Below are 14378 nucleotides of genomic sequence, written 5' to 3' on the forward strand. Positions count from 1 at the left end.
AAATTTTTATAGTAAATCGAAACGATAGTTTGTCACAATTGGTTTGCGACCTGTTTGTTGATCATTGAAGTATTCGTACATGCATAGTCCTAAGAATGAACCCATTAAGTTATACACATTATCAAATCCATGAGCTTGCAGTGCTTTTACCATATTGTAACTACGTTGACTTGATAAGCAGTGTACATAAACTGGTCTATTTGTTGGTATTTCGTCTAAACGTTGACGGAATTCACTAAATGGAATACTTACAGCATTAACAATGTGACCTTCTGCATATTCATTTGGTTCACGTGCATCAATGATAAACGCATCTTTTTCTACTAACTCTCTAATTTTGGTTACGGGAACTTGTTTGTACTCTCCATTTAGAACGTTCATCGCAACAAGTGCTGCCATGTTAACCACATCTTTGGCTGTACCAAACATTGGTGAATAAGATAATTCTAATTCTTTTAAGTCTTCAATATTTGCATGATTCATAATCATCGCTGCTATGACATCGATACGTTTGTCCACGTTTCCTTGCCCCATTGCTTGCGCGCCTAGTATTTGTCCAGAAGGATCTGCAAAAATTAATTTGAAGAATAATGGTTTCGCATTAGGCATAAGACCTACACGATCTTTAGGGATAACATATGCAGTTTGGTAAGCAATGCCTTCACGTTGACAATCTTTTTCGTTTAGACCAGTTGACGCGGCATTCATACCAAAACATTGAATAACAGATGACCCAATCACTCCTGTATTACGATATGTTTTACCATACATATGGTCTGCAGCAGCTCTTGCTTGACGTTGAGCTGGTCCTGCTAAAGTTAAGCGTGTAGGTTTTTGAGTGATAAAGTGAGTTGTTTCAATCACATCACCTACTGCGTAAATATGTGGTTTAGATGTTAAATAATGATGGTTAACTTTAATGCCACCAGTTTCTCCGATTTCTAAACCTGCTGATTTAGCTAAGGTCAACTCGGGTGTTACACCAATCGCCATAATAACGGCTTTTGCAGGAATTTCTTTACCTGACTCTAAAACGACTTTATCTGAAAAGATTTCTTTCACACCATCTTCTAATACTAAATCAACATCATTATCTATGATTTCTTTATGCAATATTTGAGCCATGTCATAGTCAAATGGTGCCATCACTTGATTAGCTGCTTCAATAATTGTGACATTTTTCCCAGCCATTTGTAAGTTTTCTGCCACTTCAATCCCTATAAATCCAGCACCAACTACGGCAACATCTTTAATATTATTATCATCAATATAATGCTTGATAGCATCAATGTCAGGAACATTTCTCACAGTAAAGACATGATCTGATCCAATTCCTTTAATACTTTTTGGTAGAATAGGATTTGCTCCTGGTGATAATACTAATTCATCGTATTCTTCATCCATTGTTTCACCAGTTAAAACATTTTTAACTGTAATTTTCTTTTCTTCTGGATGGATAGCAATCACTTCATGATTCACTTTTGCCGTAATATTATATTGTTTATGGAAAACCTCTGGAGACATTAGAACTAAATCATCCGCCTCAGCTACTACACCACTTAAATGAAATGGTAGAGCACAGTTTGAGAATGAAACGAAAGGCCCTTTTTCAAACATAATAATTTCTGCAAATTCATCTATTCTTCTAACTCGTGCTGCAGTTGATGCTCCCCCTGCAACCCCACCGATAATTAATACGCGTTTACTCATGATAAAACTCCTCCTATATTTTCTATTTTTTTCTACTTGCAGGTATTAACGACATCTTACCTGCAAAAAGTTTTAGACTAATTAATCCACCAACGACCATTGCAACTGTAAAGACCCAACCTGATACTGAGAATGTTGAAATAGCTGAATACATTGCTCCAGCATTACATCCTTTAGCAAGTCTTGCACCAAATCCCATTAATAATCCACCGACAATAAAATATGGGATATCTCGTTTATTTAATTTCATCGCAAATTTAAATCTTCCGGCCATTAAAAATGATAAAGCCGCACCAACAACAATCCCAATATTTCTAATTGTCCCACCATCTGTCAATAATCCTTCACTAACTGAAAGATTTAATTTATCAAATGCTGGAGATGCAAATTCTACACCTAATGGTTGTAATAAAGCGATTTCTAATTTTGAGAATGCACTTGTTACACCCCATGCTTTATTAGTTGTAACTAAAATGAATGTACAGATAACCGCAATCACAATAGCTCCAGTTTTAAAACTCCAACGTTCTATAAATAACTTATGATACGTTTTATAACTAAATAGTGACGTTTCTGCTGATGATTCAGTTGATAAAGGTCTTTCAAAATCTTCCCAGTCACCTAAAGGATCCATATAAGTATTTTCTTCTTTACGTTTTTTCTCATATTTTAAAACCAACCAATAAATAAATAATAAAATCAATCCAGATACTGCTAATGCCCCAAGATAACCAAATGTATCAGGTAAATAGCTTTGTACACCAACTTTTCCTAATGATGATTGATCAAATTTATATCGAGCTAATTCGCCAGGAGCCGATCCTAGTAAGAAGAATAAGAAAACAAACATCGCACGTCCTTCTCCTTCACCCATGTCCGTTAACGTTCCTGAAGCACACCCACCAGCGAATATCATCCCTATCCCGAATAACATTCCTCCTAAAACAGTTGCCAAGTTCGCCATATAAACATTTTGTGTGCCTGGGATAATCGCATCTCCTTCATTGGCTAAAAAGGCTGGAATCGCACCATTTTGTGCTGCATACCATTGAATTCCCATAAATAGAAACATCGTAACAAAAAGCATAATTAATAGCGCTTTCGTTAAACTGCCTTCTCCTCTAACATAGATTCGTTTAATTCCTCCTGCAAATCCAAAGCGAGCTCTTGTTAGAGTTGCTCCTAATAAAACTCCTGAAAATAATTGAATAGGTAAAACTGCTTTTTCATTTCCAAGATAACTACCAAACATTAATAATAAAATCACAATAATAATTGCTATGAATGGTTGCACTCGGTTAAATGATTCCCTTTCATCGATGTGAACATTTTCCATCACATTTCCTCCTTTTTGTTACTTATTACACAATCTATATTAGTGCAAACTATCACAAAAAGAAAATAACGCTTTGTTATAGATCTATGCTATTTTATTATAGATAAACAAATCAGTCACTTAATGATGTATAATACAGGGGAAGGTATAAGGAGGAAGTAAGATGTTAGATTATCGGTATGATACATTTTTAATTTTAGTAGAAACAAAAAATTACACAAAAACAGCTCAATTATTAAATTTTACACAACCTGCTGTGACAAAACATATTCAATATATTGAAAAAGAACTAGGTGTGTCTCTAGTCAAGTATCAAGATAAAACATTAACGATTACACCTGAAGGGTTATATCTTTATAAAAAAATCAAATATCTAAAAAGTGAAATTCAACAAATTACCTCTCATTTGACGAATACAGTCTCTCTTCGCATAGGTGCTAGTAAAACTATTGGTGAATACTGGATTCCACAATATATCACCGAATATTCAAACCACTACCCAAAGTCAACTATTTCTCTGATGGTTGATAATACAAAAGGGCTAATTGAATTAATTCATGCTCACAAAATTGATTTAGCCCTCATATCAGGTCCTATTGAAGATAAATCCCTAATAAAAAATATTTTTTTTAAAGATAATATTATTTGTATTTGCTCCAATTCTCATCCACTAGCAAATCAAGAAGTATCTTTAAAAGATTTGGAAAATGAAACCGTTATTTTCAGAGAAAAAGGCTCAGGTATTAGTGATGCTATGATGCAATTATTTGATAAACAAAATCTATCGCTCGATTACTTTTCTCATAAACAATATGTCGGCAATATTAATTTAATTAAACAAATGATTTTACACAATAGAGGAATTAGTTTTATCTATGAATCATCCATTAATTTAGAATTAATGAATCAAACTATTAGTCAAATTCATCTAAGCGATATTGATTTACATCAAAATTTTTATGTCGTGATGAATCAAAATCAACCAATCAATGCATCAACTCGTTTTTTCTTAAACTCTCTAAAAGACACAAAAAAACCATTTCTCCCAATATAGGAAGTAATGGTTTTTATTTTACTGATAATCTTTCGTTTGCCATTCTTTACTGTAAAAAAGTTCTGGATTCATTTTATAGTCTGGTTTTTGATTAGATTTTAGAAATTCTTGTAAATAGGTATCCATTTCTAACCAACCACGCCATCCAATATGAATAGTATCTTCCATAAAATATTTTTCTCCACGCTTGTCAGTAAAATCAACAACATTATTAAATCCTTGAGATTTTAGTTGATAATTAATTTTCTTAGAAAAATCGTCTAACATCTCAGTCGATAATCCGGTATAGTCCGACCATAATTTATTGACTGGTGGAATAACAAACATGGCATCAATATTATTTTTATCTAAAAGTTCTAAAAACGCCTCAAAATCGCCATATTCAGGTGATGACATATAATTAAATTTCTTTTGAGAATCTTTTAACTTACCTTTCATAGGCATAATTCGATTTGAATAAAAACTATTAGAAATTTCAAATGGATTATTATCTGTTTTATCATGTCCAATTTTGTAAGCTAAAGTATCTAGTTCATTAAAATTATATTGATCTGGAAGTTTAGTTACTTGTTTATCAATACGTTTATTTTTAGACACAATACCAATTTGTCCAAATAATAAATCTTCATTTTTAAGACGTTTGTATTTATAATAAGCTTTTCTTCTATCAGCTTTTGATAATTCTTCGCCATTCTTTACTTTCAACAACATTTTCTTTAACTGTGTATCAGACTTAACACTTTCAAACTCAAGTAAGCGTCCAGCGACATATTGATCCGTTTTATCAGTTTCATCTAAGTCAACTAACCACTCATACGTTTCAATTGGTGAATAAAATAATGAGTACATTGGACCGGATACACCTTTTTTGACAAACCATTGAGGCGAAATAATAAACACAAGTTTTTTATTTTCCAATGGCTTTTTAACAGAGTTAAGCATAAAAAAGTGGGTTAAAGATTGCGTTCCTGGCGCTCCTAATAGAAACGGCTCATAAGACCTATCATATTTTTTTGCCAATACAGATGGATGGAAAGGATTCACACGGCTTAATTCGGATGAACCAAAAAAAGGTAAGTACTTTCCAGATTCCATTGCTTGTCGTTTTATTTCAGAACCTTTTAATACATTAACAGACATAGAAGATGCTGCTTGATGCACCTTCTCGTCTGATGGATCCTTAATAAACTCAATTGGTGAATATAATAAAGCGACTATGAACAGTGCTGCTACAGCAAATGGTCCAACAGCGAAAAATATCTTTTTCTTTAATGTCATGATTGTAAAGCTTCAACCTGTGCGATAATTTGTTCAGGAGTCGCCCATTCGCTTCTTTCATATTCAGAAACTGGTACTGTGATACCTAATTGTCCATCCACTTCAACTAACATTTGCACAGTTGCCATTGAGTCTAAGATACCTTCTTCATATAAATCGACAGTCATTTGATCAGAAAAATCTGTTCCTGTTAAATCTTCTAAAATACTTAAAATTGTCTCTTTTACGTTCATTTTTACCCATCTCCTATACTAAAATAAAGTGCTTAATTAGTGTATCTAAAAACCCTGAGAATATCAAGAAACTAAAACATACCGCATTAAATGTAATGAAAATTGCTAAAGCATGTGTAAAACGATTGCTTGGTAATTTGTCTTTGTGTTTCTTTTTATATCTCAACCATGCATCGTTAATACATATTAGTAACGCATGATAAATACCATATACGATATAATACCAGGTTAAACCATGCCATAATCCCATTAAAAGAAAAAGGCCAAAATAACCAACATTTGATGCCACAATTCGACTCTTAAACACTTTTTTCTTGAGTAATGTAAACATTAATCTCATGTATACATAATCTCTAAACCAAAACGAAAGAGTCATATGCCATCTATTCCAAAACTCTTTAATGTTTGGACTAATAAATGGTTTATTAAAGTTCATTGGTGTTTCATATCCTAGTAAATAACTCGTTCCAACTGCAAACAGACTATATCCTGCAAAGTCAAAGAATAAATAAAAACTATACACATACATATACCCAATTGTTCCTAATACAGGAGTGGTTCCTCCTAATGCAACACCTTGAACGGCTGGTAGTAAATGACTACCTAATACATATCCTATAATGAATTTATACAACAAACCTAAAAATATGTAATGAATGCCTTTTTGTAATAAATCAACATATTTTTCTTTATCTGGTGGATTCAAATAATCTTTTAAGAATCGACGATATCGATCAATCGGACCTGATGAAATCGTTGGGAAGAAAATTAAAAATTGAATATAGTACTTAATATTAAATTCTTTTAAAATCCCATCACGAATTTCCATTACCACTTGAACTGACTTAAATGTCAGATAAGAATAACCTAGAAAGGCCAAAATCGATTGAGAACCAAAGAATGGTGACAGTTTAATAATAAACATAGGTAATAAGTTCAGTAAGACAGCTAAATAGAACACACCACTTTTATTCTCTTTTTGTCTATATTTAAAGTAGACTGATGTTAACAGTGTTTGCCATATAATATAAGCAATTAAAGCTAACCCTTGCTTTGAATTTGGACCACCAAAACTAATCCATAAAAAGAAAATCGTTAGGAAATTTTGATACCACATCATCCTCTTACCATTTAACGATAAAATAATTGATGGGATAAATAATACACCTAGTAAAATAAAGTAAAAAGGTTTCTCGTAAGGAGTCAAGTACGGGATAAACTGAGTTAACTGACTCATTAACTATTCACCTCATTTATTAATTGTTTGCGGTCAACTTTTCCATTTTGCGTCATTGGAAGATTTTCCACATAGATAAAACGATGTGGTACCATATAGTCCATCACAGTTTTATTTAAATCTTCTTTTAATCGTTGTGTCAAAGCTCTCTCATCTGATGCGTCTACATCGTCTTCTAGAACAATGTAAGCAAGTAATTGTTGTACTTTCCCTGCTTTATTATATTTTGGCACAGAACACGCTGCTCGTACCTCTGTGAGTGTAATCAAATGATGGTCAATATCACCCAATTCCATACGATACCCATTCAATTTAATTTGGAAATCCATACGACCTTTATAAAACAATAAACCATCGTCTAAAAGACCTGCATCTCCAGTTCTATATGATGGAACACCCTCAAATTCAAAGAAAACTTCATTTGTTTTTTCAGGATTATTGAAATAACCAACTGAGACACTTGGTCCAGAAATAACAATTTCACCTATTTCTCCATCAGGTAATTTTTCACCTTTATCATTTAAAATATGAATTTCTGTATCACTTTTAACTTTTCCAAGAGGCACACGTTCATATTTATCTAATATATCAGAATCTAGTGAAATATTTGTAACAGCAACTGTTGTTTCTGTCGGACCATATGTATTGAATATCTTTGCATTCGGGAATCTCTCTAACAACTTTTTCGCTGTATTTTTGGGTAATTCCTCACCACAAAATTCAAAATTTTCTAAACTTGGTAAATGTTCTCCATCAAATTCAGGATTTAATAATACCATTTCAATTAATGATGGTGTTGATACCCAGACATTTAAATTCATTTCCGGAATTGACTTAAACAATAAAGGGAAATTCTCAATCATTGTTTTAGGCATTGGAATTAATGTCCCTGCTGTTAACAGTGCTGGATATAAATCCATCACAGACAAATCAAATGAAAATGGTGCCTGACATAAAAAGCGTTGGTTTTCTTTTAAACAAAAATCACTCAACATCCAACTAGTAAAACTAATTAGATTATTATAAGTAATCTGTACACCTTTAGGCTTTCCAGTTGTCCCTGAAGTAAAAATAATATAATAGATATCATTTTCACACACAACTTGTTTACCTAGGTAGTTTTTATTATTTTTCATTAAAGAAATAACAGTTTCTCTGTTATAAACATTCTCTGTATTAAGAGGCCATTCAGATAAAGATAAAACACATGATGCGTTAGCCTCTTCAACAATCATTGATACGCGTTCTTTTGGCGTATGATCATCAATTGGAACATAAGAATGCCCAGCTTTCGTACATGCTAAAAATGATACAACCATCATAGCTTCTTGCCCACCATAAACAATGATGGGTGTTTTAGAAGGATAAGTTTCTTCTAAATAACCTGCAAGAGAATCGGATAGTTCATCTAACTCTTTATATGTATACTGACGATCAGCTTCTTCAAAAAAGACAGTTTCCTCACTATTTAATGAAATGTCTTTAATTTTTGTTACAATTTCATTTAACATTATTCACTAGCTCCTTTTTAAAATTGATTATAAATGAAAGAGCCCCCACCTACGTGACTATATTGATACAAATAAATTAACACAAGTATAATAGCAGCATATAAAACGGAGCGAGCTATAAAACTTAACCATCTTTTTGTTGTATCTGGTATCTTTCTTTTTTTTAATTCCATAAAAACCACTCCCTTAGCTTCAACTTATTATACAATCATTTAAACCAAATAATATCAAACATATGATTGAAATCAAGATACGACCTAAGACGTATTTTATTTCCCGTATTTCTTAAAAATTCTTCATATATGATTCTATCATATATGAAGAATTTTTTATAACATTTTGTGTATTTTCATATTTTATTCTAGTTTTATTAATAAAAAATATACCTAAATTGCAATATTAAGTTAGCCACCTAGGCAAAAATATCTAAATTTCTATGTTATTCTATTAAAATCCATTTTTACCAACATGTTTTGATTTTAAGCTTTAGAATTTCTTCTAAAAATAATGTTGCTGGTTGTCTATAATTTAAGATTTTACGTGGTAAAAGATTAATCTTTTCAGTAGCTAGTTGAATGAACTGTTTTGAGTAGTGACAAATCGGAGTTCCTTTCGGAATAAATTGTCTTAATAAACCATTATGTCTTTCATTTGTGCCTCGTTCCCAAGAAGAATAAGGATGAGCAAAATAGACATCAGTTATTTGTTGGAGAGCATCATGTAGCGAGCTAAATTCACTACCATTATCAGCAGTAATTGATTGAAACATCTTGCTAAAGCTAGCTTGTCCGAGCTCAGATTTTAATCGATTAACAGCATAACAAACAGACTCTTCTGTGTGATCATCTAACACAACAGTAATCATGTAACGCGTTTTTCTTTCAACAAGAGTAAGTAGAGCATTATCATCTTTAGATTTTGAACCAATAACGCTATCTATTTCCCAATGACCAAAGCTTTCTCTATTGTTAACTGTACTTGGTCGTTCATCAATTGATTTTCCTAGTTCTTTTTTATGCTTACGACTTCTTTTCTTTTTAGATGAGAGCCTAAGCTTCATCTTGAGGTGATGGTTTCTAATAGGTAAAAATCCTTTATCAATATAGTTATAAAGTGTTTTAGTAGAAACAAGAGGTTTATCCCACGTCCTTAAGGACTTGACAAAACCAACAATGGCATCAGGTGACCAATTAAAGTCAATAATCTGTTTACAGGCATAATTAATAAAGTCAACAGCACTGAGTAGCTTAGACTTAGCACCACAACGTTTTCTGTTTTCTATATATTTAGCTTGTCCTGTTTCAGCAAAATAGAGTTGTCTAGGTTTGTTATTTTCTTTGATTTGTGTTGTTGTACCACGTTTCAGCTCATTATTTATTGTTTGATGGTGTCGACCTAATCGTTTACCGATTTCTCTATTAGAATCACCTCTATTATGCCAAACTTCAATAAGTTGTCTTTCCTCAAAGGAAAGATGTTTATAAGTCAGTTTTTGTGTGGTATTCTGAGTTTGCGCCATGATAAAAATTCCTTTCGTTGTTGGGTGGATACTTCAATGATACATGAATTTTTACCATGGTGTTTTTTTATTATTTTAGGGTGGCTAACTTGATTCTACAATTAACCAATAAAAAATATACTTTTTATAATCAAAAATAAATATATATTATTTTTAACATTCCTATTGTAAAAATAAAGTATACCAAAATTCTCTATTACCATATCTATATTCGCCGATTGTAAAATTAAGCTAGACAACAAAAAAATCATTTGAGATACACTCAAATTGTATTTCTGACAAAAGAAAACAGGGAGAATGACCACAAATGACCTATCCCCACTTACTACAGATGAACTCGTTTTATATAGAATCTTATTATCATACACATAAAAAAGTAATACTTGTTGCTAAGCTACTAAAACAAACAAAACAGACTATCTATAACGTTTACAAAGCTTTAATGAGGGACTATCTTCACTAGCTTACTACAGAAGATACAAAAATAATAAAAAGAATCGTGGCAAACGCCCTATTTTATGTTCTATCAGTACTATTTAGAAAAGGACTGTTTGATTTGACTGCATTATCTATGAAGGGAAAAATAAAAGCCAATGGTTATAAAGAAAAAAGGCAAACAATCCTTTTAAAAAAAAACATCCATCAACGTAATAGGGACTATCAATTCTTTAACCATTGAACTTGGTCACCTTGAAGATGACCAGATTGGGAGTATTTTTGAGTGTGTAGACAACGATATTTGGTCTAGCTTAATTGGACAAATGAACATTTAAAATTAGCATATCTATCAGATTTTATCAATTAACGTCATAGATATTTTTTCATTTATTCTCAAATTGACAAACTTACCCATTATAATAATTTTTATGGTGGAGAAGGTTTGTTTTTCGACTGAAAGTCTCTATTACCGGCCTAACCATAAAAGGATCAATGAAACTTTTACCTCATGCATCAGATTCACTCGCTAATCCTAAAAGAATCTCTTTTCTATAATGAACCTCCTATATAATTGATATATTGTGGTCGGGAAACCTAATTTATCTTATCATTTTAAGAGGCTTTTTTAACACCACGCTCAAAGCTATTTCTTCCACGCCCAGTACACGTGGTTTTTCTGTTTTGCACTATTTCGTACTCAATTGACTAAAGTCATTAATAAAAAAGTGAGAGAATCTCTTCCCTCACTCCAATTAATTCTATTTCTTTTTTAGATTTTTTTTATCAAAATTATTGCTCATCAATACGATTAAACATTGAACCATTTTACAAAGGGCCATTTTCAAAACATAAAAAAAAGGATATAAAAAACATTCAGTTTTCTAAATCCTACACTTAGCACGGCAACGTCCTACTCTCACAAAGGGAAACCCTTCACTACCCTCGGCGCTAAGAAGCTTAACTTCTGTGTTCGGCATGGTTACAGGTGTATCCTTCTTGCCATCGTCACCGCACTTATATATTATTGAGTAATTGCTCACTCAAAACTGAATGTTAAAGTTATCTATCATCATAATTGTCCACCGCTTATTTTGGTTAAGTCCTCGACCGATTAGTACTAGTCCGCTCCATACATCACTGTACTTCCACTCCTAGCCTATCTACCTGATCATCTTTCAGGGGTCTTACTTCCTTAAAGGAATGGGAAATCTCATCTTGAGGGGGGCTTCACGCTTAGATGCTTTCAGCGTTTATCCCGTCCATACATAGCTACCCAGCAATGCCCTTGGCAGAACAACTGGTACACCAGAGGTATGTCCATCCCGGTCCTCTCGTACTAAGGACAGCTCCTCTCAAATTTCCAACGCCCGCGACGGATAGGGACCGAACTGTCTCACGACGTTCTGAACCCAGCTCGCGTGCCGCTTTAATGGGCGAACAGCCCAACCCTTGGGACCGACTACAGCCCCAGGATGCGACGAGCCGACATCGAGGTGCCAAACCTCCCCGTCGATGTGAACTCTTGGGGGAGATAAGCCTGTTATCCCCAGGGTAGCTTTTATCCGTTGAGCGATGGCCCTTCCATGCGGAACCACCGGATCACTAAGCCCGACTTTCGTCCCTGCTCGAGTTGTAGCTCTCGCAGTCAAGCTCCCTTCTGCCTTTGCACTCTACGAATGATTTCCAACCATTCTGAGGGAACCTTTGGGCGCCTCCGTTACCTTTTGGGAGGCGACCGCCCCAGTCAAACTGTCCATCTGACACTGTCTCCCACCACGATTAGTGGTGCGGGTTAGAATGGTCATAACACAAGGGTAGTATCCCACCATCGCCTCCATCGAAACTAGCGTTCCGACTTCTACGGCTCCTACCTATCCTGTACATGTGTCACAAACATTCAATATCAAACTACAGTAAAGCTCCATGGGGTCTTTCCGTCCTGTCGCGGGTAACCTGCATCTTCACAGGTACTAAAATTTCACCGAGTCTCTCGTTGAGACAGTGCCCAAATCGTTACGCCTTTCGTGCGGGTCGGAACTTACCCGACAAGGAATTTCGCTACCTTAGGACCGTTATAGTTACGGCCGCCGTTTACTGGGGCTTCAATTTTGAGCTTCGCTATTGCTAACCCATCCTCTTAACCTTCCAGCACCGGGCAGGCGTCAGCCCCTATACGTCATCTTTCGATTTTGCAGAGACCTGTGTTTTTGATAAACAGTCGCTTGGGCCTATTCACTGCGGCTGAACTTGCGTTCAGCACCCCTTCTCCCGAAGTTACGGGGTCATTTTGCCGAGTTCCTTAACGAGAGTTCTCTCGCTCACCTTAGGATTCTCTCCTCGACTACCTGTGTCGGTTTGCGGTACGGGTCATTTGTTTCTAACTAGAAGCTTTTCTTGACAGTGTGACATTGAGACTTCGGTACTTTATTTCCCTACTCATCACAACTTGTCCTTAAAGATAAAAGCATTTGACTCTTATCAAGACTTGTTGCTTGAACGTGCACTTCCAGTCGCACGATCTCATAGCCTCCTGTGTCCCTCCATTGTTCAAACAAAACAAACGAGTACAGGAATCTCAACCTGTTATCCATCGCCTACGCCTATCGGCCTCAGCTTAGGTCCCGACTAACCCTGGGAGGACGAGCCTTCCCCAGGAAACCTTAGTCATTCGGTGGACAGGATTCTCACCTGTCTTTCGCTACTCATACCGGCATTCTCACTTCTAAGCGCTCCACCAGTCCTTACGATCCAGCTTCAACGCCCTTAGAACGCTCTCCTACCATAGAACCAAAGGTTCTATCCACAGCTTCGGTAACATGTTTAGCCCCGGTACATTTTCGGCGCAAGGGCACTCGACTAGTGAGCTATTACGCACTCTTTAAATGGTGGCTGCTTCTAAGCCAACATCCTAGTTGTTTGTGCACCCTCACATCCTTTTCCACTTAACATGTATTTTGGGACCTTAGCTGGTGGTCTGGGCTGTTTCCCTTTCGACAATGGATCTTATCACTCACTGTCTGACTCCCGGATATAAATGAATGGCATTCGGAGTTTATCTGAATTCGGTAACCCAAGACGGGCCCCTAGTCCAAACAGTGCTCTACCTCCATCATTCTCAAATCCGAGGCTAGCCCTAAAGCTATTTCGGAGAGAACCAGCTATCTCCAAGTTCGTTTGGAATTTCTCCGCTACCCACACCTCATCCCCGCACTTTTCAACGTACGTGGGTTCGGTCCTCCAGTGCGTTTTACCACACCTTCAACCTGGACATGGGTAGGTCACATGGTTTCGGGTCTACGACAACATACTCATTCGCCCTATTCAGACTCGCTTTCGCTACGGCTCCGCTTCTTCAGCTTAACCTCGCATGCTATCGTAACTCGCCGGTTCATTCTGCAAAAGGCACGCTATCACCCATTAACGGGCTCTAACTTCTTGTAGGCACACGGTTTCAGGTTCTATTTCACTCCCCTTCCGGGGTGCTTTTCACCTTTCCCTCACGGTACTGGTTCACTATCGGTCACTAGAGAGTATTTAGCCTTGGGAGATGGTCCTCCCGGATTCCGACGGAATTTCTCGTGTTCCGCCGTACTCAGGATACTCATAGGTGTGTTGTCAATTTCGTCTACGGGGCTTTTACCCGCTACGGCTGACCTTTCCAAGTCGATTCGACTATCCACAACAGCTACCACAGCTGAGTCCTACAACCCCAACAAGCAAGCTTGTTGGTTTGGGCTGTTTCCGTTTCGCTCGCCGCTACTAAGGAAATCGATTTTTCTTTCTCTTCCTGCAGGTACTTAGATGTTTCAGTTCTCTGCGTCTACCTTCTAATAGCTATGTATTCACTATTAGATAATATCCTATAAAAGATATTGGGTTCCCCCATTCGGAAATCTCCGGATCATAGCATACTTACTGCTCCCCGAAGCATATCGGTGTTAGTCCCGTCCTTCATCGGCTTCTAGTGCCAAGGCATCCACCGTGCGCCCTTATTCACTTAACCTTTTCTAACCTTACGGTTAGCTTTTTTTAATTAATGACTAACTAGCGATAGATAATCAT

The 14378-nt window shown here is 35.7% G+C and carries 9 protein-coding genes and 2 rRNA genes; 1 reads left to right on the forward strand and 10 read right to left on the reverse strand.

Annotated elements, in window-relative coordinates; translation table 11 throughout:
* Nucleotides 1-6: 6 nt before the first annotated feature.
* Nucleotides 7-1710 (reverse strand): FAD-dependent oxidoreductase, encoded by a 1704-nt coding sequence (locus BW731_RS03060; protein WP_079345609.1) that lies wholly within the window; start codon nucleotides 1708-1710, stop codon nucleotides 7-9.
* A gap of 22 nt (nucleotides 1711-1732) precedes the next feature.
* Nucleotides 1733-3046 (reverse strand): YeeE/YedE family protein, encoded by a 1314-nt coding sequence (locus BW731_RS03065; protein ID WP_079345611.1) that lies wholly within the window; start codon nucleotides 3044-3046, stop codon nucleotides 1733-1735.
* Between the two features lie 163 nt (nucleotides 3047-3209).
* Between BW731_RS03065 and BW731_RS03070 the strand changes: the two genes are divergently transcribed.
* Complete coding sequence (locus BW731_RS03070; RefSeq protein WP_079345613.1) at nucleotides 3210-4100, forward strand: LysR family transcriptional regulator; 891 nt, start codon at nucleotides 3210-3212, stop codon at nucleotides 4098-4100.
* An 18-nt stretch (nucleotides 4101-4118) separates the two neighbouring features.
* Here BW731_RS03070 and dltD read toward each other — a convergent pair whose 3' ends face one another.
* The 8 genes from dltD to BW731_RS03110 all read right to left on the reverse strand — a co-directional run bounded on the left by dltD (nucleotide 4119) and on the right by BW731_RS03110 (nucleotide 14319).
* Complete coding sequence (gene dltD / locus BW731_RS03075) at nucleotides 4119-5378, reverse strand: D-alanyl-lipoteichoic acid biosynthesis protein DltD (RefSeq protein WP_079345615.1); 1260 nt, start codon at nucleotides 5376-5378, stop codon at nucleotides 4119-4121.
* Nucleotides 5375-5611, reverse strand: a complete 237-nt coding sequence (gene dltC / locus BW731_RS03080) for a D-alanine--poly(phosphoribitol) ligase subunit DltC (RefSeq protein WP_079345617.1) — start codon at nucleotides 5609-5611, stop codon at nucleotides 5375-5377. The genes dltD and dltC overlap by 4 nt, the downstream gene beginning before the upstream one ends.
* A 13-nt stretch (nucleotides 5612-5624) precedes the next feature.
* Nucleotides 5625-6848, reverse strand: a complete 1224-nt coding sequence (gene dltB / locus BW731_RS03085; protein WP_079345619.1) for a D-alanyl-lipoteichoic acid biosynthesis protein DltB — start codon at nucleotides 6846-6848, stop codon at nucleotides 5625-5627.
* Nucleotides 6848-8359: a D-alanine--poly(phosphoribitol) ligase subunit DltA gene (gene dltA / locus BW731_RS03090; RefSeq protein WP_079345621.1), complete on the reverse strand. Its 1512-nt coding sequence runs from the start codon at nucleotides 8357-8359 to the stop codon at nucleotides 6848-6850. Before dltA ends, dltB begins: the two co-directional genes overlap by 1 nt.
* Before the next feature lie 17 nt (nucleotides 8360-8376).
* Nucleotides 8377-8532 (reverse strand): teichoic acid D-Ala incorporation-associated protein DltX, encoded by a 156-nt coding sequence (locus BW731_RS03095; protein WP_079345623.1) that lies wholly within the window; start codon nucleotides 8530-8532, stop codon nucleotides 8377-8379.
* Nucleotides 8533-8819: 287 nt separating this feature from the next.
* Entirely contained in the window at nucleotides 8820-9878 is a 1059-nt protein-coding gene (locus tag BW731_RS03100) for an IS30 family transposase (protein ID WP_079345625.1), read from the reverse strand.
* A gap of 1335 nt (nucleotides 9879-11213) precedes the next feature.
* A 5S ribosomal RNA gene (rrf, locus tag BW731_RS03105) occupies nucleotides 11214-11329 on the reverse strand.
* A 78-nt stretch (nucleotides 11330-11407) separates the two neighbouring features.
* Nucleotides 11408-14319 (reverse strand): 23S ribosomal RNA (locus tag BW731_RS03110).
* Between the last annotated feature and the right edge of the window lie 59 nt (nucleotides 14320-14378).

Source organism: Vagococcus martis, assembly GCF_002026305.1.
Taxonomy (GTDB): Bacteria; Bacillota; Bacilli; order Lactobacillales; family Vagococcaceae; genus Vagococcus; species Vagococcus martis.

Bases quoted from the DNA above. Each gene is read 5' to 3' on its own strand.
- BW731_RS03060 (WP_079345609.1), bottom strand. From the start codon at position 1,710: ATGAGTAAACGCGTATTAATTATCGGTGGGGTTGCAGGGGGAGCATCA.
- BW731_RS03065 (WP_079345611.1), bottom strand. From the start codon at position 3,046: ATGGAAAATGTTCACATCGATGAAAGGGAATCATTTAACCGAGTGCAA.
- BW731_RS03070 (WP_079345613.1), top strand. From the start codon at position 3,210: ATGTTAGATTATCGGTATGATACATTTTTAATTTTAGTAGAAACAAAA.
- dltD (WP_079345615.1), bottom strand. From the start codon at position 5,378: ATGACATTAAAGAAAAAGATATTTTTCGCTGTTGGACCATTTGCTGTA.
- dltC (WP_079345617.1), bottom strand. From the start codon at position 5,611: ATGAACGTAAAAGAGACAATTTTAAGTATTTTAGAAGATTTAACAGGA.
- dltB (WP_079345619.1), bottom strand. From the start codon at position 6,848: ATGAGTCAGTTAACTCAGTTTATCCCGTACTTGACTCCTTACGAGAAA.
- dltA (WP_079345621.1), bottom strand. From the start codon at position 8,359: ATGTTAAATGAAATTGTAACAAAAATTAAAGACATTTCATTAAATAGT.
- BW731_RS03095 (WP_079345623.1), bottom strand. From the start codon at position 8,532: ATGGAATTAAAAAAAAGAAAGATACCAGATACAACAAAAAGATGGTTA.
- BW731_RS03100 (WP_079345625.1), bottom strand. From the start codon at position 9,878: ATGGCGCAAACTCAGAATACCACACAAAAACTGACTTATAAACATCTT.